This is a genomic window from Paraburkholderia translucens, from assembly GCF_020881035.1.
GTDB classification, from domain to species: domain Bacteria; phylum Pseudomonadota; class Gammaproteobacteria; order Burkholderiales; family Burkholderiaceae; genus Paraburkholderia; species Paraburkholderia translucens.
The window spans coordinates 149,532-174,953 of the sequence record NZ_JAJITC010000006.1 but is presented as its reverse complement, the minus strand read 5'-3'; the positions used below and the strand labels follow the sequence as shown (position 1 = coordinate 174,953).

Here is a 25,422-nt window from a genome sequence, read left to right as displayed (position 1 = left end):
CCTGCGCCGCGCGACTGAAGCTCAGATGCCGCGCGGCGGCTTCGAAGGCGAGCAAAGAGAGCAGAGGAGTTAACGGGCGGTTGGAACGCATCGAATCGAGCTATAACAGCGTGAGCGAAGTCCGCCGTTATACGCCTGAAGCGACGCAAATAAAACCTTCACTTTCCAGCCTCATTCCTGCCACGCCTCTCCTTCCGGAAACCAGTACCGGTCCAACGACCCCTTCAGCATCTCGATGCTATATCCGGCTCTTTGCGGCGGCATGTAACGACCATTGCGAATTACCACGGGGTCCACGAAATGCTCGTGCAAATGATCGACGTATTCGAGCACGCGATTCTCCAGCGACGCCGACACACAGATATAGTCGAACAGCGAAATATGCTGCACGTACTCGCACAAACCGACGCCGCCGGCATGCGGGCATACCGGCACACCAAACTTCGCAGCCATCAGCAGCACGACGATCACTTCGTTCAGTCCGCCGAGCCGGCAGCTGTCGATCTGGCAAAAATCGATTGCGTCCGCCTGCAGCAGTTGCTTGAACATCACGCGATTGTGGCAATGCTCGCCGGTTGCAACCCCGATCGAGCCGAGCCGCCGGCGAATCGCCGCATGACCGAGAATGTCGTCGGGACTCGTCGGTTCCTCGATCCACCACGGGTCGAACTCCGCGAGACGGCGCATGTTCGTGATCGCCTCATCGACGTCCCACACCTGGTTCGCGTCCATCATCAGCTTCAGGTTCTCGCCGATCTCTTCACGCAGAATGCGCGCGCGCCGCACGTCTTCTTCCAGGTCGCCGCCGACCTTCTGCTTGAAATGCGTCCATCCCTGCGCGACACCTTCGCGCGCCAGACGGCGAATCTTGTCGTCGTCATAACCGAGCCAGCCCGCGGATGTCGTATAGGCAGGGTAACCGTGGGCGAGCATTTCCTTTTCTCGCTCGCCTTTTGTTTTGGCATGCCGGTGCAGCATCGCGATTGCTTCCTGCGGCGTGATTGCATCGGTCACGTAGCGAAAATCGAGGCAGCGCACGAGTTCTTCGGGACTCATGTCGACCAGCAGTTTCCAGACCGGCTTGCCGACGGCTTTCGCCCACAAGTCCCACACAGCGTTGACGACCGCCGCGGTGGCAAGATGGATCGCGCCTTTGTCCGGTCCGATCCAGCGCAGTTGGCTATCCGAAGTGAACGAGCGCCAGAAAGCGCCCATATTCGCGGCGATATCTTCGAGCTTTCTGCCGACGATCAACGGCGTGAGTGCATTCACGGCCGTCACGCAGATTTCATTGCCGCGCCCGATCGTAAACGTGAGGCCGTGGCCGGTGAGATTCGGCGTGTCGGTTTCGAGTATGACGTAAGTGGCGGAGTAGTCCGGCGCGGCATTCATCGCGTCGGAGCCGTCGAGCGAGCGTGAAGTGGGAAACCGGATGTCCCGAACGGACAGCCTTGTGATCGTAGTCATCTGTGCACCCTCCGGGGCAATGGCTATTGGCTTGTGGTCTGCAAGCGCAGATGGAACGGCTTCATGCGCACGTTTTCGGTGTGCGCGTTTGCGCGTAGGGGTAAGCCCGAAGTTCCCAGATACCAGGTATCCCTATGCATTGCCAGGCATTTCTACGCGTTGACAACACGGCATTCACTTTCTAGCATGCTAGCATGTCTTCTCGAAATCAAGGCCTCCGTGAACTCCTCACCCGACCTGGAGAATACTGACGGCAATCCTTATGTCGCACTGCAAAAGATTCGCGGCGGCGAGCGCGGAAGCTTGACGGACGCGGTCGAGGCGGCATTGCGGGAAGCGATTGTCACGTTGGCGTTGGAGCCCGGCATGATGATCGACAAGATGGCTGTGTGCGAACGGATGGGAGTGTCGCGCTTTCCAGTGTCGTCCGCGTTGGCGCGGCTTGCGCATGCGGGTCTCGTCGAGGTATTGCCGCAGCGCGGCACGCGGGTCAAACCGATCGCGCTCGACGACATCCGCCAGCATCTGTTCATTCGCAGCGCGCTGGAAGTCGAAACGGTGCGGGGGGTGGCGCTGATGCACGACCGGGCGACGCTCGATGCTTTGGCCGGCAATCTCGAGCAGCAGCGCATTCAGGCTGGTACTGGCGAGCGTTTGGCGTTTCACGCGCTCGATCTGGCTTTTCATGAAATCCTGCTCGACGCGGTGAATCTGCCGCGCGTGAAGGAAATCGTCGCGGTGTCGCGCAATGCGCTGGACCGCGCGAGGCAATTGCTTGCAAGTCCAGAGCGGCTCGTGCATACGCTGGAAGAGCACGAGAGCATCTTCAAGGCCTTATGCGCCGGCGACGGCGATGCGGCCGCGAAAGCGATGCACGATCATCTCGACCAGGTCGTCACCGAATTGCATCGGTCCGCGAAAGCGAGACCGGATCTATTCGAGTCTTGAATGAAAACTGTCGTGAAAACCGTTGTTCAAGCTGTAGAGACCACTATTGTCAAAGCGTTAGTGATATAGGCAACCGTCGGCAGATCAGCACATGAACCCACTCATTTCTGTCAACAGTCTTTGCAAGAGCTTTCCGGGCGTCAGAGCGCTTCATGACGTCCGCTTCGACCTCGTGGCCGGCGAGGTCCATGCGCTGATGGGGGAGAACGGCGCGGGCAAATCGACGCTGATGAAAATACTCGCGGGCGTCTATACGCGCGATTCCGGCGAAATCTTTTTCGACGGCAAGCCGGTCGATTTCCAACATCCGCGCGACGCGCAGGCGGTCGGCATCGGCATCATTCATCAGGAACTGCAACTGATGAATCACCTGAGCGTCGCGCAGAACATCTTTATCGGCCGCGAGCCGCGCAAGGGGCTCGGCCTCTTTCTTGACGAAGATAAACTGAATGCGCAAGCGCGCGAGATCCTCGCCCGCATGCACGTAAATATCGATCCGCGCACGATAGTCGGCACGTTGACCGTGGCGAGTCAGCAGATGGTCGAGATCGCGAAAGCGCTATCTTTCGATTCGCGCGTGCTGATCATGGACGAGCCCACGTCCGCGCTCAATGAAGCCGAAATCGCCGAGTTGTTCCGCATCATCCGGCAATTGAAAGAGCGCGGCGTCGGCGTCGTCTATATCTCGCACAAGATGGACGAGTTGAAGCAGATCACCGATCGCGTCACGGTCATGCGCGACGGCGAATATGTGGCCACCGTGCCGACCGAGGGCACCAGTGTCCAGACGATCATCGGCATGATGGTCGGACGCACGCTGAGCGATATCACGCCGGTCGAGAGCGCGCCGTCGAAGGGTGAACTTGCGCTCGAAGTGAAAAACCTCGTCGCGGGTCCGCTCGTGCGTGACGTGAGTTTCGAATTGCGCAAGGGCGAAATACTCGGCTTCGCCGGCTTGATGGGCGCGGGCCGCACGGAGGTCGCGCGCGCCGTGTTCGGCGCAGATCCGGTCGAATCGGGCGAGATCATCGTGAAGGGCGTGAAGGCGTCGATCAAAAAGCCGAGCGATGCGGTCAAGCGTGGCATCGGCTACCTCTCCGAAGATCGCAAGCGCTTCGGTCTTGCTACTGGCATGGATGTCGAATCGAACATCGTCATGTCTGATCTCGGCAAGTTCCTGTCATTCAATATGTTCCTGCGCCGCGGGCAGATTCGCAAAAGAGCGCAGCACTTCATCAAGCTGCTCGCAATTCGCACGCCGTCCCCGACGCAGCAGGTGCGGCTTTTGTCGGGCGGCAACCAGCAGAAGATCGTGATTGCGAAATGGCTCGAGCGCGACTGCGACGTGCTGTTCTTCGACGAACCGACGCGCGGCATCGACGTCGGCGCAAAGAGCGAAATCTACAAGCTGCTGCGCTCTCTGGCGTCGCAAGGCAAGGCGATCGTGATGATCTCGTCCGAGCTGCCTGAAATTCTGCGCATGAGCGACCGCATCGTCGTGATGTGCGAAGGCCGCATTACCGGCGAGCTTTCCGCCGGCGAAGCGACGCAGGAGCGCATCATGCATCTCGCGACGCAGCGCGAAACCCTGAACCCGGCGCAAGCCTGAAGAGGTCTACGACATGACATTGCAAACGGATACCGCGACGCTGGAAAACGAAAGGCGCACTTCCGGCCTGAGAGCGCGCATCTTTGCGCCGACTGCGGTGCAAAAGCTGCTCGCGTTCGCGAGCCTGATCCTGCTGCTGGTTTTCTTCAGCTTCGCGTCGCCGGCATTCATGCAGATGGACAACATCCTCGGCATTCTGCAGGCGACCGCGGTGAACGGCGTGCTGGCAATCGCCGCCACTTTCGTGATCATTACCGGTGGCATCGATCTCTCGGTCGGCACGTTGATGACGTTTACCGCCGTTATTTGCGGGGTGTTTCTGACCTACTGGCATCTGCCGATGTGGATGGGCGTACTCGCGGCGCTCGCGACGGGCGCGGTGTGCGGCACGATATCGGGCACGTTGACCGCGAAAATGAAGATCCCGCCATTCATCGCGACGCTCGGCATGATGATGCTGCTCAAAGGGCTGTCGCTCGTGGTGTCGGCGGACAAGCCGATCTATTTCACCGAGACCGAGAACTTCTACCGTATCTCCCAGGACTCGCTGATCGGCTATCTCCTGCCGAGCGTGCCTATTCCGAATGCGGTGCTGATCCTGTTCTTTCTCGCGATCGTCAGTTCCATTGCGCTCAATCGCACGGCACTCGGCCGCTATACGTTCGCGCTCGGCAGCAATGAAGAAGCGGTACGGCTCTCGGGCGTCAATGTCGATCGCTGGAAGATCGCGATTTACGGCGTGGGCGGCGCGATCTGCGGCATCGCGGGCTTGCTGATCGCGTCGCGCCTCAATTCGGCCCAACCGGCGCTCGGCCAGGGCTACGAGCTCGATGCGATCGCGGCGGTCGTGATCGGCGGCACGTCGTTGAGCGGCGGCTCGGGCACGATACTCGGCACCATCATCGGCGCTTTCATCATGAGCGTGCTGACCAACGGACTGCGCATCATGTCGGTCGCGCAGGAGTGGCAGATCGTCGTGACGGGGCTGATCATCATTCTGGCGGTGTATGCGGATATCCTGCGGCGCAGCCGGAGAAGTTGACGCGGGAGCAAGGAAGCAACGCAACAGCAGGGAAAGCAGGAAAAGCGGAAGCAGCAAAGAGAGAGGGGCACGTGAAGGCTCCCTCGAAAACTCGATAGCGGCTTGATAGCCCATCCATTGGAGGAGGCCCCATGTTGAAGAGAAGACTAATCGGTGTCGTGGTCGGTGTCGGTGCGCTCGTCGGCGGAAGTTGTCTCGCGTATGCGGACGAGCCGTATATTCCGCTCATTTCGAAGGGCTTCCAGCATCAGTTCTGGCAGGCCGTCAAATCGGGCGCCGAGCAGTCCGCGAAAGCGAACAGCGTCAGGATCACATTCGAGGGACCGGAAACGGAGGCAATGGTCGACAAGCAGATCGACATGCTGGCGGCTGCGCTTGCGAAGAAACCGCAGGCGCTCGGTATCGCGGCGCTCGACAGCAAGGCGGCCGTCCCCTTGCTCAAGCGCGCGCAGAGCGAGAAGATTGCGGTGATCGCATTCGACTCGGGTGTCGACAGCGACATTCCGTTGACCACCTGCGCGACCGACAACCTCGCCGCCGCCGCGCTCGCTGCCGACAAGATGGCGGAGTTGATCGGCAATTCAGGCGAAGTCGCCGTGATCGTGCACGACCAGACTAGCCGCACCGGCATTGATCGCCGCGACGGATTCGTCAATCAGATGAAGTCGAAGCATCCGGGCATCAAGATCGTGTCCGTGCAATACGGCGCCGGCGATCATTTGAAGTCCGCGGAAATCGCCAAGGCAATGATCCAGGCCAATCCGAACCTGAAGGGCATCTTCGGCGCGAATGAAGGTTCGGCGGACGGCGCGGCGATCGGCATCAAGGAATCGGGCAAGAAGCTTGTGCTGATCGGCTTCGACTCGGGCAAGGAGCAGAAGGACAACATCATGTCGGGCCTGATGGCTGGCGCGATTACGCAGAATCCGGTCGGTATCGGCAAATGCGTGGTCGACTCGGCGGTCAAGGCGCTGCATGGCGAGAAGCTGCCGAAGAAGGTCGATACCGGCTTCTACTGGTACGACAAGACCAATATCAACGATCCGAAGATCGTTGCGGTGCTGTACGACTAAGCGAAGCATGGCGATCATGCCTCGGCAAGCCGGGGCAGCCGCAATCCACAGGGGGAAGAGCCACGCTCTTCCTCTTTTTTATTGTCCGGCCGGGGTGTCGGAATTACGCCATTGCATAAATTAATCTGATATTTTACGGGAGTGCAATCGCTACACGATGCGTCCAATTGCATGCCGATTGGAACCCACCAACCGTCAATTGCGCAGGTCATGGCTTTTACAGAACCCAGGTCTCCATTTTTCAGGTGGGTCGTGTCCTCCTCCCAGAGCCTGAGCCCGGAAAACCGGCAGATTCTGCTTGCCAATCTGTTCACACGAACCGCTTCGATCATATTCGCGTCGATATGCGAAATCAGCGTTTGCGCGACTGCGTTCCACCTTTATCCGATTCCGCTGTATGCCGCGTGGGGCGTCGCGGTCGTCGCCCTGCTGATGGCGCGGCTCATGCTGATATGGATATGCCGCACGCGCGCGGCGCAGGGGATGCCCACGCCGACTTCCGCGTTTCTTTTCGCAAGTCTCTTATGGAGCATGCTATTTGGATTCGGCACATTGCTTTGCAATATCAGCGGAAGTCCCACACTTTTTCTGCTCGGAAACGTTTGCGCGGTCGGTGTGATAGGCGGATTGGCGGGACGTAATGCGGGCACGCCGCGGCTCGCGTTACTGCAGATGGGCTTTATTCTCGGCTTTCTGAGTATCGGCGCGGCGATGTCGCCTGGCAACGGCAAGCTCGTGCTGCTGTTTCAGGTACCGTTTTGCGCGGCCGGCTTTTTCACGGTTACGATGCGCAGTCATCGCGACACCGTCGCGTTGCTGCTTGCCCGTGAAAACAGTCACCGTCTGGCTCGCCAGGACAGCCTGACCGGATTGCCGAATCGCGCCCGTATCAACGAGCTATTGCTCGAACGCACCGGCAGGAGTTCGACGCATCAGGGTCAGTCGTTCGCGGTGCTGCTGATCGATCTCGATGGCTTCAAGGCGATCAACGACAGTCTGGGCCACGCCGCCGGCGACCAGATTCTGGAGGAAGCGGCGACCCGTTTGCGTGATTTGCTGCCGAGCGGCGATCAGGCTGGGCGGCTGGCGGGCGACGAATTCGTCGCGATTGCGGACGGCGCCGGGCAGCTTCGCGACGTGCGGGTGCTGGCCGACCGCATCGTCAGAACGGTGGCGCGGCCGTTCGTGCTGAGCGAAGCGCTCGTGCATATCGGCGCGAGCGTCGGCATCGCGCTGTATCCCGAGCATGCAAACACCGGCCCGGAATTGCTGATCTGCGCGGACCGCGCGTTGTATAGCGTCAAGCGCAGCGGCAAAAGCGCATTCGCGATTTTCGATGCCGGGAAGCACGCGTCCGATGAAAGCCTGAGCATGCTGCGCAGCGATCTGGAAGGCGCGCTCAAGTCGTTCAATGGTTTGCGCATGGAGTATCAGCCGATCGTCGATCTGCATACGGGCGCGGTGGCGGGGCGCGAGGCGTTGATTCGCTGGACGCATCCGACACGCGGTGAGTTGTCGCCGTCCGCGTTCATTCCGACCGCGGAGCGCACCGGCCTGATCCTCGCATTGGGCGAATGGGCGCTATTGCAATCGTGTACGGAGGCGGTGACCTGGCGCGACAAGGTGGTCGTTGCGGTCAACGTATCGCCGGTGCAGTTGCGCGAGGATTCGTTCGCCTCGACGGTGACGGCGATACTTCGGAAAACGCGGCTTCCGCCGACGCGGCTCAATCTCGAGGTCACGGAAACGGTGCTGTTGAACGACGACGAAGTGACCCGCCGCAATATCACCAGATTGCGCGCATTGGGCATCGGGCTCGCGCTAGACGACTTCGGCACCGGCTTTTCGACGATGTCGACGCTCGTGCGCTTCTCGTTCGATAAGCTGAAGATCGACAGCTCGTTCGTCCGCGAGTCCGTGCATGGACGCGAATCGGCGGCCGTGGTACGCGGCATCGTCGCGCTCGCGCGTGAGATCGGCATGCCGACCACGGCCGAGGGCATCGAAACCCATGAGCAGCTCGATTTCGTGCGCGTATGTGGTTGCACGCATGCGCAGGGCTTTCTGCTCGGCAAGCCGATGTGCAGCGGAGAAATCGAGCGCATCGAAGCGGAGCCCGACGCGCGTGTCGCCGACAAGGCCGAGCCCGCGGACCTCTGATATCCGTTACCGACATGCTCGAGGTGGTAATGCCGTCTTCCTTGCAATTCCAGCTGCGAATCACCGCATCGGCGGAACTGGCGGCCTCGCTGCGCCTGGATCCTTCATGTGCTGCGCATCCGGCGCTTCGCGCCATTCTGCAAACGCATCAAGCAACGCTCAGGTGCCAGTTCGATGCGTTCGCAGACTATGTCAGCGAAGCGGAAAAAATGGGTACCGGGAACTACCCGCTTTATGAATGGACCCGGCAGACCATCGAGAACCCGGAAAAGAAAGCGAAGTACCTGCAATCGTTCACGCTTTACGTGAATGGCGACGAAGTTTATGACAAGGACGTCGCCGATGCGTTGGAAGCAGGCTTGTCGAAGCTGATCGACACGAACGGCATTCTTCGCGTTTCGAGGTACGACACGAAATCCGAGAACAATCCGCAGCCCCCCGCGTAGTTGAATGCGCGCGATTGAATCGCACGACTGCAACCGGCATTTGTTTTGGTAAGCGTTGCGAGATCGACCCTCTCCTCTGTTGGTTCGCTCGAAGTTTTCATCGGACTGTCATCGCCGTCCGGCTACGATCGTTCGTCAATTTCCGTCCGCGCTGGCGCCGCGGGGCGTTGTTTTGCGCTGGCGTTCTCCCACCTGAACAACCATACCGGACATGTCGAACAGAAAAATCGTCAAGGCAACGCACGCCGATGAACACGGCGCATCCATCGTTTCGCGTCGCGGGTTTCTGAAGTTCGCGGGCGTATCGGGTCTCGCGACTGCGGCGGGCGCACTCGCTTCGGGCGCGCGCGGCGCGACGAGCGGCGCACCCGATGGCACACCCGAACAGATTCACCTGACCTGGGGCAGCGACCCGAGCAGCGAAGTCACGGTGTCGTGGTCGTCGCTCGCGCCCGCGGTCAATCCGCAGGTGCGCTTGAGCGGCATCGACGGAGCCGAGCGCGCGAAGCATACGGTTCACGCGGTTCAGAGCACCTACACCGACGGCATCAACGGCGAGGTCGTGTTCAACTATCACGCGCGCGTGCGCGAACTGAAAGCCGACACGAGCTACCAGTACGAAGTGACGGCCGACAACGACAGCAACGCGTCGCAGCCCTTCACCGCGAGTTTTCGCACCGCGCCGCGCGGCCGCGCGCCGTTTCGCTGGACCAGCTACGGCGACCTCGCGACGCCGAATACGAAGTGGGTGCTGTCATCGCCGCAAAGCCGCTTCGCCGTGCAGGCGGTCGAGCGCTTTGAGCCGCTGTTTCATTTATTGAACGGCGACCTGTGCTATGCGAATCTGAACCCGGCGCACCAGCCCGAGGTGTGGCGAGACTTCGGCAACAACATGCAGACGTCGGCGTCGAACCGGCCATGGATGCCGTGCCCCGGCAATCACGAACTCGAATTCAACAACGGCGAGCAGGGGCTTGCGTCGTATCTGTCGCGCTACGTGCTGCCCGATAACCACACGCGTTTTCCGGGCCGCTGGTACAGCTTTCGCGTCGGCTCGGTGCAGTTCGTTTCACTCGATGCGGACGACGTCGTCTACCAGGATGCCGCCGCGTTCGTCGCCGGCCCCGCGCCGCTGACGCCGGTCGCAAGTACCGGCAATCCACCCATTGCAGCAGGCACGTCGCTATACGTGCGCGGCTATAGCAATGGCGAGCAGACACGCTGGCTCGAACAGGTGCTGCAACATGCATCGCGCGATCACGACGTCGACTGGATCGTCGTGCAGATGCATCAGGACGCACTCAGTTCATCGAAGACCGGCAATGGTTCCGATAAGGGTATTCGCGAAGCGTGGCTGCCGTTGTTCGATCGCTACGGCGTGGACCTCGTGCTGTGCGGTCACGATCACGACTACGAGCGCAGCTATCCGGTGCGCGGGTGCAATCACAACAAGGGCGTCGACATCGCGACGGGACGCCCGGTCGATACGTTGCAGCCTAAACCGGTCATGTCGGCAGTATCGGCGGGCGCATCGACGTTCGATACGAGCCACGGCACGATTCACCTGATCCTCGGTGGCGGCGGTACGAGCGCCCCGCTCGACGTGTATGGCGTCGATAGCGGCACCGGTCTGCCGCAGGCGCGCGTCTTCACGAAACCGAATCGCCCGGTGCCGTCGACCACCGCAGGCACGTTCGTGCGCGCGAGCGCCGATGCGGTCGAAGACGCGATCTGGTCTGCGCAACGCGATACCGGCACCGGCTACGGCATCGCGGTGTTCGATTACGATCCGGGGCAGCCCGGTGGCGACACTACGATCACGATGAACTACTATCATGCGCCGGGCGCCGATCACACGCCGACACCGGAATACGAACTGTTCGAGACGATCGAGTTGAAGAAGAAGCGGCGCGGATAAAACAATTGTTATTGTTCTCGAACGTTTCCGTGCCACCGAGGGCCGCTCGCCGCGAGCGGCCCTTGTGTTTTCACGCTCACCGCAAGAGCAACCACGCATTCATTTTGTTACACGTCTTACGGCCATGGACCGTCGAGGTTACAAAGACCCTTCGGAAGCACCGCTATACTCGGCGCCGTCTCACTAAAACAAAGACCTGATATGTCGAAGAAAATCTTCCAGATGGTTGCCGTGGCGGCTTTGAGCGCCGCTGCGTCGTTGCCGGCACTCGCCGGCGATATGAACAACATGCTCGGCGGCGCGCTCGGTGGTGTGGCCGGCGCGGCGGTCGGCGGCGCGGTGGGCGGCAGCACCGGCGCGGTGATCGGCGGCGCAGTGGGCGGCGGTGCGGGCGGCGCGGTCACGTCGAACCGCCGCGAACGTACCGGCGCGATCATCGGCGGCGCGCTCGGTGGCGGGGCGGGCACCGCGGCAGGCAATGCAATGGGCGGCCGCACCGGCGGCCTCGTCGGCGCGGCACTCGGCGGTGGCGCGGGTTCGGCGCTCGGCGGCAACATCTCGCGCTCCAACTCGTATGCCGACGACTACTCGCGCGGCTTCCATTCCGGCAAGCACCATCACAAGCATCGTCACTACGACTGATTCGAGTTGGCATCCACAGGGCCGGTCCGCAACCGCGTCACCGGCGAATGCGGCGGCCCTTGTCCATCACGCATGCAGAACCAGCTTCTGAATACGCCAGTTCAGCAACTCGGCAACGAATAAGACGTTTTCCGAAGGACACGCCATCTCGTGAATCCAGCCGAACTGTTTCGGCTGTTTGCCCGCTTTGCCGAGTACGCCCAGCACTTTGCCCTCGAGCGTCATCTTGTAGATGCGGCCCGGAAACGCGTCGGCGCAGTAGAGCATCTGCTTCGGTCCCGGAGAAATGCAGATCGCCCACGGCGAACCCGGCGCGAACGTGCCCGCCGCGAGGTCCGCTTCGCTCGGCATGTTGCCGATGGCGGGACGCGCGTCCGGCGGCACCGGCACGTCGATCGTGAACTGGCGCAGGAATGAGCCCTCGGTATCGAACACCTGGATGCGCCGGTTGCTGCGATCCGCTACATATACGTGGTCGTTCGCATCGACCGCGATGCTATGCGGCGTATGAAACTGCCCCGGACCCGTGCCCCGATCACCCCATGACTTCAGCCAGTTGCCGTTGCGATCGACCTTTGCGACGCGCGAATTGATATAGCCGTCACTGATGTAGGTGTTGCCCGCCTTGTCCCATGCGACGTCGGTCACCTGACGAAAGCGTCCGGGCTCGGACGGCAGCGGCGGATTCGGATGCTTGAGCGGCGCGGTCTCTTCGTCCGATGCTTCCTGCTTGCGGCCGAACACCATCGCGACGCGTCCTTCCGGCGTGAACTTGATCACCATGTCGGAGCCTTTGTCGGTGACCCAGATGTTGTCGTGCCGGTCCACCTTCACCGTGTGCGCGAACGACCACGCGTACAGGTTGTGGCCGATCTCGCGCACGAAGCGCCCGTCGGGCGCGAACTCGAGCAGTTGCGCGGCGGCCGCGCCGTATGCGGGCCCCGTGGTGTTGCCGCGCGACAGCACGAAGATGTGGCCACGCGAATTGAGCGCGACGCCCGAGCATTCGCCGAAGTACATGTCGTTCGGTAAACGTACGGGGTTGGGAATCGAGTCGTAAGCAATCGCGGGCACGGCCGGCGTATCGGCCGCGAACGCGCACGGCATTGCAAGTCCAGCGGCGCTGCCCGCAATCAGGCTCATGAAAGTCCGGCGGCTCATTGCCCGATGCTCGGGACTGCCGCAGCATGCACAAAACGACTCGTATCGCTCGCTCACTCGCTGTCTCCTTGAATAGTCCGGCATCGAAAATGTGCACAAGCAATCCTAGTGCACAAATCGTTCAATGGCGAACCACGCGAAGGCCGAGCGCCTCTTTGCTACTATGTAAGATCGCGACTGCTTTGGTCCGCTTGGGCCCGCGTTGTTCCATCACATGAGGAGATTCGAATGAGCAAAGGTTATTGGGTGACGTCGTACCGGAAGACGAACGACCCGCAGAAACTGGCTGCGTACGCGCAACTTGCCCCGGCCGCGGTGGCGGCAGCGGGCGGCAAGTTCCTCGTTCGGGGTGTGGCGGACGAGCCGCGCGAGCAGGGCCTGAAGGAGCGCACGGTCGTGATCGAGTTTCCGACCTACGAGCAGGCCGTTGCCGCCTACGAAAGCGAGGCGTACAAGAAGGCACTGGCAGCGCTGGGCGACGGCGTCGAGCGTGACCTGCGGATCGTGCGCGGCGCCGACTAACGCGCGAGTCGCATAGGCACACTGCGCGGCGCGGCCGCGCAGCATTGTTGGCGACTCACTTCACCGCCCCCAGCGCGAGCCCCTTCACCATATAGCGCTGCAACCACGCAAACACGATCGAAACCGGCAACGTCGCGGCCAACGTCGCGGCCATCACCAGATGCCATTCGACCACGTACTTGCCCGCCACCATATCCGTCACCTGCACGGTCAGCGTCTTGTTCTCCGGCGAGCGGATCAACGTATAGACGACCGCGAACTCGTTCCACGCGTTGATGAAGGTGAAGATCGCCGTCACGACGATCGCCGGCACCGCGAGCGGCAGAAACACCTTGAACACCGCGCGCGTGCGGCTGCAGCCTTCGAGCCAGGCCGATTCCTCCAGATCCTGCGGCACGGTCTCGAAGTACGACGACAGCATCCACACCGCGAACGCGATATTGAACGCAGCGTACGACACGATCACGCCGATTCTCGAATCGACCAGGTTGCCGTCGCCCCACGGAATCATCGCCGCGAGCCGGAACAGGCCGACCACGAGCAGGATCGGCGACAACATCTGCGTGACGAGTAGGAACTGCCGATACAGGCCGCGTCCGCGAAACGGAAAGCGCGCGAGCGCGTAAGCGGCGGGCAGGCTCACCGCGAGTGCGAGCGCGGTGGACAGAAAGCTGATGATCGTGCTGTTGCGCAGGGCGACACCGAAGTTGGCCGCGTCCCACATGTCGACGAAATTGCGCCACTGCCATTGCACCGGCAGCCAGCGCGCCGGATAAATAAAGATCTCCGAAGCCGGCTTGAGCGCGGTGAAGAACATTACCGCGAACGGAAACAGTATGACGATCACGAGCGGCAATAGCGCGAGCCAGCACCACAGCGAGCGTTTAGTCTTCGCGCTCAGACTCATGACGGCACTCCTTCTTTCGCGCGTTGCAGACGCAGATAGGCGATCGAGAACATGAACAGCATCACGAGCATGATCAGCGAAACGGCGGCCGCTTCGCCGGGGCGTCCCAGCCGGAAGCCGAGTTCGTACAGATAGGTGACGAGGATGTGCGTGCTGTTGTCGGGGCCGCCCTGCGTCATCACCCAGATGATCGGAAACGAGTTGAACACGTAGATCACGTTCAGCAGGATCGCCATGTTGATAAATGGACGCAACAGCGGCATCGTCAGTTGACGGAACTGCTGCCAGGCGCTCGCGCCGTCGATGCGCGCCGCTTCGTAGATGTCGCCTGGCACCGAGGAGAGGCCACCGAGAAAGATCGTCACCGTGAACGGGATCGACACCAGGATGCCGACCGCGATTTCGACAGGGAACGCGAATTCGGGCGTCGCGAGCCAATGGATCGGCCCGCTGATCAGGCCGAGGCGCTGCAGCGTGACGTTGACCATGCCATAGTCGTCGTTGAAGGCCCAGCGCCAGACGACGGCGGTCATCGTCAGCGAGACGGACCACGGCAGCATCACGATCGTGCGTGCGATGCCGCGGCCGTGAAAGTCCTGATTCAGAATCAGTGCGACAGGTACCGAGATCAGCACCGTGCCGCCCACCACGCACACGGTCCAGATGATCGTGCGGCGTACGGAGGCGACAAACACCGGGTCCTGGAACACGTTGATGAAGTTCTGTACGCCGGTGAAATCGCGGATCGCGCCGAAGCGCGAGACCTCATGCAGCGATTGCCACACGATGTTAAAGATCGGATAGCTGATGATGAACAGCGCGAGCACGAGGCTCGGCGCGATCAGCAACCACGGCGCGTGCGGGCGCGGGGAAACGGAACCGCTCGTGCGTGCACGATCGTAAGACGCGCCTGCCTTCAAACGACGGACGCGACGGAATGGGCCGGAAAAGTGCATCTTGCTGGTGTCGGGTCGATGGCAAGGGCGGCGCAGCGGAGCGCGCGACGCCGTCGTAACGGCGCCGCGCGTTTCCTGTTCACCTCTTTACTGCTAAAAGTCGCGTCTCAGTGACCGAGCGACTTGTTCGCTTGCGCAGCCGCCGCCGTCAACGCTTCAGCCGGTTGCGCCTTGTTCAGATAGATCGCCTGCATCGAATCGGTCACGGCCTTGGCGGTGTCTTCCCAGCCGGTCACGGTCGGGGCGAAGTGAGCGGTGGGCAAAAGCGCGATAAATGCCTTGACGTCCGGGTCGTTGAACGCCGGATCAGCCGCTTCGGCCTTCGTGGTCGGCAGGAAGCCTTCGGTCGTCGTGAACTCGACGCGCGGTTCCTTCGTGAACAGATAGTCGAGGAACTTCCACGCGGTCTTCTTCACTTTCGAATTCTTGAACATCACGATCGAGTCTGTGACCGCGTAGGTGGCGTGCGTCGTGCCCATCGGCACCGGATCGATGCCGTACTTCAGGTTCGGCGCTTCCTTCTTGATCTGCTTGGCGAGGAACGGCGCCGAGATCACCATCGCGACGCGGCCCTGCTTGAACAGGTTCTGCACGTCTTCGCGGCTATAGCCGGTGACGCCCGGTTGCGTGAGACCCTGGTCGATCATCTGCTTGTACATCGTCGCGGCCTTCACGCCCGCGGGCGAATTGAACGCGGCCTTGCCGTCCTTGCCGACCACGTCGCCGCCCGCCGTCCACAGCGCGTAGTAATAGTAGACGTCGGTTTCGATTTCCTTGCCTTGCAGACCGAAGCCGGCGATGCCTTGCGCCTTCAGCTTCTTCGATGCATCGATCACGTCGTTCCAGGTCTTCGGGCCGTCGGGGTAGCCGACCTTCGCGAGCATGTCCTTGTTGTAGTACAGCGCGCGCGCGGAAGCGGCGATCGGCAGGCCGTAGGTTTTGCCGTTGATCTGGCCGGGGGCGAGGAACGGGCCGATGAAGCGGGCCTTGAAGTTCGCGTCCATGTAGCCGTCGAGCGGCTCGGCGACGTCGTCCTTCACGAAGTCGAGGAGCCAGCGCGTGCCCACGATGGCGAGGTCCGCGTTGGCGCCGCCGGAGATATCCGTTTGCAGCTTCTGTTGCAACGTGTCCCAGTTCACGTCTTCGATCTTGATGGTCGTGCCGGGGTTGGCCTTCTCGAAGTTGCGGGCCATTTTCTCGAAGTACGGCGCGGTCGCGTCGCTGTAGTGAGCGACCGTCACGCGGACCGTTTCGGCGTGAGCCGAGACGGCGATACCTGCAAACGCGAGCGCCACGGCGACTTTGCCTAGCGCGAGGGAAGCACGGGCATGCAACGACATTTTTTTCTCTCCTGTGGGTGGTTTGCTGCCGTCGCCGGCCGCCTTGGGGTGAGTTGTTTGAAAAAATCCTACAGGACGCAAAATAGCTTGTCACGTAGGGTCTGCGATATTTTTTCTTCGGCGGTTTTGTGCATAAGATGCCGTAAAGCATGAGATATTCTGCACCGCGATAGCATATGGCAGCCCACTCTTCGGGATAACCCGGAAGCCGTCGCCGGCCGCTTATGTAAGAAATTTACAGCGCGGTGCGCGGAAGGGGCCAGGTGGCGGAGGGCCACGGCAAGACGGCTGAAGCGGCGGGGCGAACGAGCGAGGATCACATGGATCGTGTCGTATTGGTAACGGGCGCATGCGGCGGTATCGGCAGCGTGTTCTGTGAGCGTTTCGTCGGGGCGGGCGATACGGTGCTCGCGCTCGACATCGACGCGACCGCACTGCAATCGCTGGGCGCGCAGCTCGGCGCGGACAAGCTCGTGCCGGTCGCGGTCGATCTCGGCGACGCCGTCGCAGTGCAGCAAGCGGTGGCCGCGGCGGTCGCCCAGCGCGGGCCGGTGGACGTGCTGGTCGCAAATGCGGGCGCGGCGCTCGGCGCGTCGCTCGCGACTACCGACGCCGCGAGCTGGCAGCGCGACATCCATCTGAATCTGAACGGCGCGTATCACACGGTCGAGGCGGTGCGCGCGTCGATGATCGAACGGCAGCACGGCGTGCTCGTGCTGATCGGCTCGGTGAATGGTCTCGCCGCGCTCGGTCATCCCGCGTATAGCGCGGCGAAGGCGGGTCTCATCAGCTATACGAAAGCGCTCGCGGTCGAGCTGGGTCGCTACGGCATTCGCGCGAACATCGTGTGTCCGGGCACCGTGAAAACGCAGGCATGGCAGGCGCGCGTCGAGAGGAATCCGCAGGTGTTCGAGGAACTGAAGAAGTGGTACCCGTTGCGCGACTTCGCGACGCCGGACGACATCGCCGATGCGGTGCTGTTTCTCGCGTCGCCGCAAGCGCGCGTGATCACCGGCGTTGCGTTGCCGGTCGACGGCGGCTTGATGGCGGGCAACCGTTTGATGGCGCAGGAGCTGACGCTCGAGTCGTTCTGAGCCGCGCGCGGCGGGTGCGATACGGCACCCGCAATTCAACACGAAGCAAGACAACGAGGACAGCATGGCAGCAGTGCAACTGAGCGGCATCTTCAAACGCTACGGCGACACCCAGGTCGTGCACGGCATCGATCTCCACATCGACGACGGCGAGTTCGTCGTGCTGGTCGGTCCGTCGGGCTGCGGCAAGAGCACGCTGATGCGGATGGTGGCAGGGCTCGAGGAAATCAGCGGCGGCGATCTGATGATCGGCGGCACGCGCGCGAATACGCTCGCGCCGCAGCAGCGCAACATCTCGATGGTGTTCCAGAGTTACGCGCTGTATCCGCATCTGACGGTGTACGACAACATTGCGTTCGGCCCGAGAATTCGCAAGGAATCCTCGGCAAAATTCAAGCCGCGCATCGACGCTGCCGCGAAGATGCTCAACCTCGGCGGCTATCTGGACCGCTTGCCGCGTGCGCTGTCGGGCGGCCAGAGGCAACGCGTCGCGATGGGGCGCGCGGTGGTGCGCGAGCCGTCGCTGTTCCTGTTCGACGAGCCGCTGTCGAATCTCGACGCGAAGCTGCGCGTGCAGATGCGCACCGAAATCAAGGCGCTGCACCAGCGTTTGAAGAACACGGTGATCTATGTCACGCACGATCAGATCGAAGCGATGACGATGGCCGATCGCATCGTCGTGATGAACGCGGGGCGCATCGAGCAGATCGGCCGGCCGCTCGAACTGTACGATCGTCCGGCGAATCTGTTCGTCGCGAGCTTCCTCGGCTCGCCGTCGATGAATTTCGTCGAGGGCGTGATCGTCAATCGCACCCAGGGCCAAGGCCTCGCGTTGAAACTCGCGGACGGCGGCGAGGTGGCGCTCGAGGGCGCGCCCGAGTCGGCCGTGGTCGGCGCGAAGATCACGCTGGGCGTGCGGCCCGAGCACATCGAGATCACGACGCAGATACCGGATGCCGCGCTCGACGTCGAAGTGGTCGAGCCGACTGGCGCCGAGACGCACTTGTACGGGACAATAGGCGGTTCGTCGTGGTGCGTGACCACGCGCGAGCGCTCGAAGATCGAGCCCGGTCAGCGTGTCGCGCTGCGGCTGCCGGCCGAATGCATTCATCTGTTCGATACGGAGAGTGGACGCAGGCTGGTTTGAGCCGCGCGCCGCTTGAACGTGCATCAAGCCGATTCGAGCCGGAGAAGCGGCGAGCGACGCGGATCCACATGTAAACAGACCCTAAGGAACACCGGGTGTCCGCACCGAACTTGATTCCCCACATCCGCAGCGCACTCGCCAGTCTGCGGCCCGCCGAGCGCAAGGTCGCCGACATGGTGCTCGCCGACGTCGACTTCGCGATGCGCGCGAGCATCACCGACCTTGCGCAGCGCGCCGACGTGTCCGAGCCTTCCGTCACGCGTTTTTGCCGCGCGATCGGTGCGCACGGTCTGCGCGACTTCAAGATGCAGCTCGCGCAGAGCGTCGCGGGCGGGCTGCCGTATGCGTCGACCACGGTCGCGCGCGGCGATGACGTGCAGACCTTGATGGACAAGGTCGGCGAAGCGGCGATCGACGGCATCACGCATGCTTGCGGCGCGCTCGATCCGGCCGTGGTCGAAAGTGCCCTAGCGGCGCTTTCGAGCGCCCGGCGCGTGTTTTTCTTCGGTGTGGGTTCGGGCTCGGGGCTCGTCGCGCAGGACGCGGCACTGCGTTTTTTGCGCATCGACATCGCGGCGGCCGCGTTTACCGACGGTCATTTGCAGCGGCTTTACGCGGGCCTGATGGAGCCAGGCGACGTCGCGTTCGCCATCTCGCATTCGGGGCGTAGCGTCGAAGTGAACGAGAGCATCCAGATCGCGAAGGAGCGCGGCGCGACGACGATCGCGCTGACCAACGTCGGCTCGCGGCTCGCATGGCTCGTCGATATTCCGCTGCTGCTGCGCGTGGCGAGCCCGATCGATCCGAACACGCCCGGTGTGTCGAGGCTCGTGCATCTGTGCATCATGGACGCGCTTGCGATCGGCGTCGCGCTGAAGGCCGGGCCCGAGACGCTGGAAAAGATGCGGCATGCAAAGGCGCGGCTCGTGCCGCATGAGCCGGAAGGGGCGGGGGAGCAAACAGGCCGCGGCTGATTTCGCAAAGCGCAAGCTGAAGCGTGCAGGGGCCGTTATGAATGGTCGCGCATGCCGGCCGAGCGTTTGCCCTGGAAGACCGGCAGCCGCCAGTGGTAGCGCAGCGACGCGAGCCGCATCATCACACACGCGAGCGTTGCAGCCCACGGTGTCCACCAGTCCGTCCAGCCCGCATACGAAAAGCCCACTTGCACGGCTGCGCCGAGGAGCGCGGCCGATGCATAGATCTCGCGCTCGAGAATCGCGGGCACGCGCGAGAGCACGACGTCGCGCATCACACCGCCGCCCACCGCGCTGACGATGCCGAGCACAATCGCAAGCTCGGCATTGTGGCCGTATGCGAGCGTTTTCTGCGCGCCCGACACCGCGAACAGACCCAGTCCGATCGCATCGAAGAACAGCACCGGCTGACGCAGCCGGCGCACCTGCGGATACGCGAGAATCGTCACTGCGGACGCGGCGAGCGCGGTGGCCAGATAGCGCCAATTCGACAGTCCTGCGGGCGGAATCGCGCCGATGCACACGTCGCGCACGATGCCGCCGCCGCACGCGACCATGAAGGCGATCACGACGATGCCGAACAGGTCGAGCCGTCGCTGACGCGCGGCGACGGCGCCGCTGATCGCGAACACGAAGGTACCGATCAGGTCGAGGATGGTATAGACGGCGTGTGAGTTCACTGAGTGGTTTCGTGTTGGTAGAGCGGGGCGGAACACACTTCCCGTTCAGTCAAAGCTGTTTGAAATAGAACGTCGTCCCGCAGAACGCGCCGTCAGGCATCAGCGCGTAGTTGGGCACGTTGCCCACGCGGTGCCAGCCGGCGCGCTGATAGAGCCGCTCTGCATCGCCGCCGGTCACGGTGTCGAGCACCAGAACCGACTTCTTCTCGGCCCTCGCGACCCGATCGATCTCACGCATCAACGCATGACCGATACCGCGCCCGCGTGCCTTCCTATGCACGAGCATTTTCGCGACGTCCGCGCGATGCGGTTGATTTTCGGGCTGCGCGGTAATCAACTGCACGGTGCCGACGATATCGCCACTGCCATCTTCGGCGATCAACAGTGCGCGCTCGCCGAGTGCCACGCTTTGCGCAACCTTGCTCCAGAACGCAAGCGCGGTCTCGCGCGAGATCGGCAGCATGAAACTGACCGACGCCCCGCCTTCCACGCAGTCGATCAGCACGTCGGCGAGCGCTTCGACGCAGGCGGCCGCTTCATTCCCGCCCACACGCCGTATGGTCATGTTATCGCTCATCCGTTTCTCCGTTCGTTGATTGGCAACGTGCTCAGCGCGACGAGATAACGCGCGCGTTTGCGAGTGGGGTTGCGGAACACGATCGGGCTATCGAGCCGCATCGCCAGGCAGTCGCCCGTTTTGAGTCGCCAACGGGTGTCGCCGACCGTGATTTCCATCGAGCCGTCGAGCATCCACACCTGTTGATGAATGTCCGCGTCACGCGCGCCGGTTTCGTAACTGACGCGCTGACCCGCGGGAAAGTTGACTTCGACCAACTGGATCGCCGAGCGTGCGCTCGGCGACAGATGACGCCGCACGTAACCGGAACTCGGATCGGTCCACACCGCCTGTTCGGCCGCGCGACTGACGGGAGACGGTTCAACGGCCGGCTCGCCATCCTTTTCGAATAGCGACGCGAGCGGCACGTTCAACGCGGTTGCGAGTTTGTCGAGTACGGTTGCGGTGGGACTGCTTTGCCCGCGTTCGATCAGCGAGATATTCGAGCGGCTGACCTTGCTGCGCTCGGCCAGTGCGTCCAGCGACCAGGCCTGCGCGTCCCGCAGCTCCCGGATGCGGCGCGCAATCAGGGCATTGACGTCCATGTGTTCCAGTTTAAGAGATCGCGTCTCCAGTAAACTAGAAGCTGATCTTTTTGTTGTCAATCACGAAGAAAGAGGCCGGAGCGCGGCACCGGTCTTCGCCAACGGCTCACATGAGGGCACGCGTGACCGGATGTCTCAAACTAGCGCCCCCTGCCGGTCTGCGCGGGGATTCGGTGTGACTTCGGCATTCGACGCCATCCTGACCGTCGGAGTATCGACGGGCAACGCCGCGAGTTTTTCGCGCAGGGGGCCCGTGACGCTGTCGAACGCGATCCGCTGACTGCTCGTGAGCGGCGAAGCGCCGGTTCGGCCTGTCAATTTGAGCGGATCGACCGGACGATCCCGCTCGCGCACCTCAAAATGCAGATGGGGCCCCGTGGCCGTGCCAGTGCTGCCTACCGCCCCGATCGACTGTCTTTCAGTCACCGCAGCGCCGACGCGCAGATTGCGGGCGAAGGACGACAGGTGCGCGTAGTGCGTCGTATAGCCTCGCGGATGACTGAGCACGACGATGTTGCCGTATCCCTGTTTGAAGCCAACGAACCGCACGGTTCCCGAGGCGGCCGCGACCACCGGTGTTCCCTTTGATGCGGCAAGGTCCACGCCGGTGTGCATGTGATACTTGCCCTTGACCGGATGGGTTCGGTAACCGAATGGGGAGCTGACGCGAGCGTGGTCGAGAGGCATCGTAAATGGCGTGGCCGAGAGCCGCTGTCCGCCGAATGAGTAGTAGTCTCCGTTGGTGTGCCCCGGCGCGACGAACCACACGGCCTGATAGACCTCGCCGCCTGAGCGCAGCTCGACGGCCGTCAGGCGCATGCGCTGTGTGGTCGTACCTTCGCTTCCGTAGAGAACCTGGTAGGTGTCGCCTTTCCGGGCGGGCGCGGCGAGGTCGAGCCGAGGGGCAAAGATACGAGCGATTTGCTCCTGTGCATCCACCGGCACGTTGGCTCGCACCAGCGTGTCGCGCAACGTGCCTTCGATTCGCCCCGCGTACGAACCACTATTGGCCTGCGGCATGACAAACGACGTGGCGTCCGATAGCTGGCTATCTCTGGCCTCACTAACAGACCCGTCGACAGCCGGCACGGTCAGTTCAATGTCGGGGGAAGACAGGGTTGCGCTCGATTTGATCAGCCGGCTGGCGATGTCCGTTTTGACAACCCAATCCGACGTGCCCACGAGCGCGACGGTGCCGCATAGCAGTACGACACGTGCCGAAGACGTGAATCGGCAATTTGCTAAACAACCGACCTTGGAGGAAATGGCGTGAGCGCTGGAGCAGGCATGACGTAGATAGGGCAAGCGCATCATTGCAAAACCTCGCTGGAATAAAAGGGCGGCAGGCATGCATGACATCGCTTGAAACACAGCAGAAAGCCAATAGACAAAGGGCTAATCGTCCGCGCTACGCAACCCGATAAGAGGAGCCTTTAGTCTATGAATCGCGGCTATCCCCGAGTATCGGGCGAATCCGATTTTTGAGATGGGAGCGGTCAAGGCAGGGAGGCGGTGGTGGTGGATTGCACGCCGACGCAGAGGGCCCATGCCTGGAGCGCGGCGAAGCGGTTTTCGCCACCCGTACATTTTTCCGTATCAACAAATACGAATTAAAAAATGGATAGAAATTGCCGATTCGTTTTACGAATTTATTTTTTCTACTTTCGATAAGCTTGTGTCAGAAAAGTCCTACGCTTTATTACGCATAAAATTACATGTATTAGTAGAAATACTGATGCTGTAGTCAGACTACATTCCTACATTAACCACCACGAAGAGCCGCTACAGCCCATCCAGCTGCGCCGATTCTTCTTCCTACAGGCAATCGTTTGCAGTCATCGCTGCATGCCTGTTTTCGCGTCCGCTTTCCACCCACCCGACGCGCTCCGCTGCCCCCAGAAAAGCACAATTTCGGAGAGACAACTATGCAAAAGAAAATTTGGCCGGCCGTCGCGATAGCGGCGGCCGTGAGCGCTGCTGCGCACGCGGAAATCCCCACGCCCGGGCTCGACTTCGCGCCCATGCCGACGGTGCTGAACGCCTTCGCGTCGGCGGCGGCGCATCGGCGCGCCGAGTCGCTCGTGAGCAAGATGACGATCGACGAAAAGCTGCAGTTCATTCATTCCCAGTACGCAATGTCAGCCGTGCCCGGCGGCGGCGCGGGCTACATCCAGGGTGTGCCGCGCCTCGGCATTCCCGACCTGAACATGGTCGACTCCGCAACGGGTTCGGGCAGCACCACGCAAGCATCGACCACCTTCCCGGCGACGCTCGCGGTGGCGGCTAGCTGGGACCGGGCGCTGTCGTGGAACTTCGGCAAGCAGATTGCGATCCAGCTGCGTCAGCAGGGCTTCGGCATGGGGCTCGGCGGCGGCACGAACCTCGCGCGTGAGCCGCGCGGCGGCAGGCTTTTCGAGTATCAAGGCGAGGATCCCGTGCTCGCGGGCGAAATGCTCGCGGCGCGCACCGACGGCACGCAAAGCCAGAAGGTCATCGCGACGATCAAGCACTACATGGGCAACGAGCAGGAACATAACCGCGGCGGAGGCAACAGCCAGATCGACGAGCGCACGATGCGCGAGCTCTATCTGCTGCCGTTCGAGATCGCCGCGCGTCGCGCGCAGCCTGGCAACGTGATGTGCAGCTACAACGAGGTCAATGGCACCTACGCCTGCGAGAATTCGCACATCCTCAACGACGTGCTGAAGAACGATTGGCACTTCGAAGGCCAGGTGCAGTCGGACTGGGGCGCGACGCATAGCACGGCACCGGCTATCAATGCCGGTCTCGACGAGGAAGAGGATGTCGGTACGACCGTCTATCTGACGCCGCCGCTGGTCAAGCAGGCGATCGCGAACGGCTCGGTGTCGACCGCCCGCCTCGACGACATGGTCGAGCGCAAGCTGTACGTGATGATCCGCACTGGCGTGATGGACGATCCGCCGAAGGGCGGCGCGACCATCGATTTCTCAGCCGCGAGAGCATTCACGCAGTCGGTCGAAGAGCAATCGATAGTGCTCCTGAAGAACGCCAACAATCAGCTACCGCTGGCCGCCGGCTCGTTGTCGCGCATCGCGGTGATCGGTGCTCACGCCGACGCAGCGGTACTGACGGGCGGCGGTTCGGGCGACACGCGCCATCCGGTGACCGGCGCGTTCGCCGGCTGCGGTGGCCTGACGTTCGGCACGTCGACCGGCTGCAGTTGGTGGCCAAACCCCTGGCTGAAGCTGCCCACGCCGATCGTCTCGGCGATTCAGGCGCTCGCGCCGCAGGCCACGGTGACCTTCGCCGGCAACAGCGACCAGCAGTCGCCGTTTGCCGCCTATACGCAGCAGCAGATCACCCAGGCGGCGACGCTCGCGGCCAACTCGGACGTCGCAATCGTCGTGGTTGCACAGCCGTCCGGTGAGGACTTCGGTGAACTGCCGAGCCTGGGTCTCTCGAATCCGACCAACCAGGACGCACTCGTCGAAGCGGTCGCGGCTGCCAATCCGCACACGATCGTCGTCGTCGAAAGCGGTAACCCAGTGCTGATGCCGTGGAAAGATAGTGTGTCCGCGATCGTCGAAGCATGGTACCCGGGCGAAGGCGGCGGCAACGCAATCGCCAACGTGCTGTTCGGCAAGGTCAATCCTTCCGGCAAGCTGCCCGTCACGTTCCCGGTGCGCGACCAGGACACGCCGACGTGGGGCACGAACGGCGCGTTTGCGGCGAACCCGGTCTACTCCGAGAAGCTCGACATGGGTTATCGCTGGTACGACTCGCAGAACATCACGCCGATGTTCGAGTTCGGCTACGGCCTGTCGTACACCCACTTCGCGTACTCGGGTCTGTCGGTCCAGCATCTGCCGGGCAACCTGATCGACGTGTCGTTCAACGTGCGTAACGATGGCCGGGTCGCAGGTGCGGAAGTGCCGCAGGTGTACCTGGGCGTGCCGTATCAGGGTGAACCGCCGCGGCGTCTCGTGGGCTGGGACAAGGTTGGTCTGAATCCCGGGGAATCGCGCCGTGTGCACGTGATCGTGACACAGCGCATGCAGAGCGTGTGGGATACGACGAACAACCGCTGGCTCTTCGTGCCGGGCAGCTCGGTGTACGTCGGCGCTTCGTCGCGTGACATCCGCCTGCAAGGAAACAGCTAATCAGTGTGACGCTGTAGCGCATGCGGGCGCGCG

Annotated in this window: 22 protein-coding genes; 13 read left to right on the top strand and 9 right to left on the bottom strand. The window is 62.2% G+C overall.

The window, feature by feature from the left end; genetic code table 11:
* Window positions 1–171 precede the first annotated feature (171 nt).
* Window positions 172–1,467 carry an L-fuconate dehydratase gene (locus tag LJ655_RS13135; protein ID WP_230561674.1) on the bottom strand — a complete coding sequence of 432 codons (1,296 nt, stop codon included), beginning with the start codon at window positions 1,465–1,467 and terminating at the stop codon, window positions 172–174.
* Between the two features lie 186 nt (window positions 1,468–1,653).
* On the opposite strand from LJ655_RS13135, the gene LJ655_RS13130 reads away from it, so the two are divergent.
* The 8 genes from LJ655_RS13130 to LJ655_RS13095 all read left to right on the top strand — a co-directional run bounded on the left by LJ655_RS13130 (window position 1,654) and on the right by LJ655_RS13095 (window position 11,305).
* Window positions 1,654–2,415 carry a GntR family transcriptional regulator gene (locus LJ655_RS13130; protein ID WP_230561673.1) on the top strand — a complete coding sequence of 254 codons (762 nt, stop codon included), beginning with the start codon at window positions 1,654–1,656 and terminating at the stop codon, window positions 2,413–2,415.
* Between the two features lie 91 nt (window positions 2,416–2,506).
* Window positions 2,507–4,024 carry a sugar ABC transporter ATP-binding protein gene (locus tag LJ655_RS13125; RefSeq protein ID WP_230561672.1) on the top strand — a complete coding sequence of 506 codons (1,518 nt, stop codon included), beginning with the start codon at window positions 2,507–2,509 and terminating at the stop codon, window positions 4,022–4,024.
* 13 nt (window positions 4,025–4,037) lie between these two features.
* A complete protein-coding gene (locus tag LJ655_RS13120) occupies window positions 4,038–5,066 on the top strand; it encodes an ABC transporter permease (protein WP_230561671.1) in 1,029 nt (342 codons plus the stop codon).
* Between the two features lie 131 nt (window positions 5,067–5,197).
* Window positions 5,198–6,139 (top strand): ABC transporter substrate-binding protein, encoded by a 942-nt coding sequence (locus tag LJ655_RS13115; RefSeq protein ID WP_230561670.1) that lies wholly within the window; start codon window positions 5,198–5,200, stop codon window positions 6,137–6,139.
* A 210-nt stretch (window positions 6,140–6,349) separates the two neighbouring features.
* Window positions 6,350–8,299, top strand: coding sequence for a putative bifunctional diguanylate cyclase/phosphodiesterase (locus LJ655_RS13110; RefSeq protein ID WP_230561669.1), 1,950 nt, complete (start codon window positions 6,350–6,352; stop codon window positions 8,297–8,299).
* A gap of 29 nt (window positions 8,300–8,328) precedes the next feature.
* A complete protein-coding gene (locus LJ655_RS13105) occupies window positions 8,329–8,745 on the top strand; it encodes a hypothetical protein (protein WP_230561911.1) in 417 nt (138 codons plus the stop codon).
* Window positions 8,746–8,956: 211 nt separating this feature from the next.
* Window positions 8,957–10,663, top strand: coding sequence for a purple acid phosphatase family protein (locus tag LJ655_RS13100; RefSeq protein WP_230561668.1), 1,707 nt, complete (start codon window positions 8,957–8,959; stop codon window positions 10,661–10,663).
* 201 nt (window positions 10,664–10,864) lie between these two features.
* Window positions 10,865–11,305, top strand: coding sequence for a hypothetical protein (locus LJ655_RS13095; protein WP_230561667.1), 441 nt, complete (start codon window positions 10,865–10,867; stop codon window positions 11,303–11,305).
* Window positions 11,306–11,371: 66 nt separating this feature from the next.
* Here LJ655_RS13095 and LJ655_RS13090 read toward each other — a convergent pair whose 3' ends face one another.
* The gene (locus LJ655_RS13090; protein ID WP_329959701.1) at window positions 11,372–12,523 is read right to left on the bottom strand and encodes a peptidyl-alpha-hydroxyglycine alpha-amidating lyase family protein; all 1,152 of its coding nucleotides are present in this window, start codon (window positions 12,521–12,523) and stop codon (window positions 11,372–11,374) included.
* A 171-nt stretch (window positions 12,524–12,694) separates the two neighbouring features.
* Between LJ655_RS13090 and LJ655_RS13085 the strand changes: the two genes are divergently transcribed.
* Complete coding sequence (locus LJ655_RS13085) at window positions 12,695–12,988, top strand: DUF1330 domain-containing protein (RefSeq protein ID WP_230561665.1); 294 nt, start codon at window positions 12,695–12,697, stop codon at window positions 12,986–12,988.
* Window positions 12,989–13,043: 55 nt separating this feature from the next.
* On the opposite strand, the gene LJ655_RS13080 is transcribed toward LJ655_RS13085, so the two are convergent.
* The 3 genes from LJ655_RS13080 to LJ655_RS13070 form a co-directional block, all read right to left on the bottom strand.
* Entirely contained in the window at window positions 13,044–13,895 is an 852-nt protein-coding gene (locus LJ655_RS13080) for a carbohydrate ABC transporter permease (protein WP_230561664.1), read from the bottom strand.
* Window positions 13,892–14,851 carry a carbohydrate ABC transporter permease gene (locus LJ655_RS13075; protein WP_230561663.1) on the bottom strand — a complete coding sequence of 320 codons (960 nt, stop codon included), beginning with the start codon at window positions 14,849–14,851 and terminating at the stop codon, window positions 13,892–13,894. The genes LJ655_RS13080 and LJ655_RS13075 overlap by 4 nt, the downstream gene beginning before the upstream one ends.
* A 107-nt stretch (window positions 14,852–14,958) precedes the next feature.
* Window positions 14,959–16,191, bottom strand: coding sequence for an ABC transporter substrate-binding protein (locus LJ655_RS13070; protein WP_230561662.1), 1,233 nt, complete (start codon window positions 16,189–16,191; stop codon window positions 14,959–14,961).
* A gap of 320 nt (window positions 16,192–16,511) precedes the next feature.
* On the opposite strand from LJ655_RS13070, the gene LJ655_RS13065 reads away from it, so the two are divergent.
* The 3 genes from LJ655_RS13065 (at window position 16,512) to LJ655_RS13055 (ending at window position 19,406) form a co-directional block, all read left to right on the top strand.
* Window positions 16,512–17,285, top strand: coding sequence for an SDR family oxidoreductase (locus LJ655_RS13065; protein ID WP_230561661.1), 774 nt, complete (start codon window positions 16,512–16,514; stop codon window positions 17,283–17,285).
* 64 nt (window positions 17,286–17,349) lie between these two features.
* Window positions 17,350–18,432 (top strand): ABC transporter ATP-binding protein, encoded by a 1,083-nt coding sequence (locus LJ655_RS13060; protein WP_230561660.1) that lies wholly within the window; start codon window positions 17,350–17,352, stop codon window positions 18,430–18,432.
* Window positions 18,433–18,527: 95 nt separating this feature from the next.
* Entirely contained in the window at window positions 18,528–19,406 is an 879-nt protein-coding gene (locus LJ655_RS13055; RefSeq protein ID WP_230561659.1) for a MurR/RpiR family transcriptional regulator, read from the top strand.
* Window positions 19,407–19,441: 35 nt separating this feature from the next.
* Here LJ655_RS13055 and LJ655_RS13050 read toward each other — a convergent pair whose 3' ends face one another.
* From LJ655_RS13050 to LJ655_RS13035, 4 genes are all read right to left on the bottom strand, one after another.
* Window positions 19,442–20,086: a trimeric intracellular cation channel family protein gene (locus LJ655_RS13050; RefSeq protein WP_230561658.1), complete on the bottom strand. Its 645-nt coding sequence runs from the start codon at window positions 20,084–20,086 to the stop codon at window positions 19,442–19,444.
* Between the two features lie 49 nt (window positions 20,087–20,135).
* Window positions 20,136–20,663, bottom strand: a complete 528-nt coding sequence (locus LJ655_RS13045; RefSeq protein ID WP_230561657.1) for a GNAT family N-acetyltransferase — start codon at window positions 20,661–20,663, stop codon at window positions 20,136–20,138.
* Window positions 20,660–21,247, bottom strand: coding sequence for a helix-turn-helix domain-containing protein (locus LJ655_RS13040; RefSeq protein WP_230561656.1), 588 nt, complete (start codon window positions 21,245–21,247; stop codon window positions 20,660–20,662). The genes LJ655_RS13045 and LJ655_RS13040 overlap by 4 nt, the downstream gene beginning before the upstream one ends.
* A 135-nt stretch (window positions 21,248–21,382) precedes the next feature.
* Complete coding sequence (locus LJ655_RS13035; protein WP_230561655.1) at window positions 21,383–22,561, bottom strand: M23 family metallopeptidase; 1,179 nt, start codon at window positions 22,559–22,561, stop codon at window positions 21,383–21,385.
* 611 nt (window positions 22,562–23,172) lie between these two features.
* Between LJ655_RS13035 and LJ655_RS13030 the strand changes: the two genes are divergently transcribed.
* On the top strand, window positions 23,173–25,389 hold the full coding sequence (locus tag LJ655_RS13030) for a beta-glucosidase family protein (RefSeq protein ID WP_230561654.1): 2,217 nt from the start codon (window positions 23,173–23,175) through the stop codon (window positions 25,387–25,389).
* The last annotated feature ends 33 nt before the right edge of the window (window positions 25,390–25,422 follow it).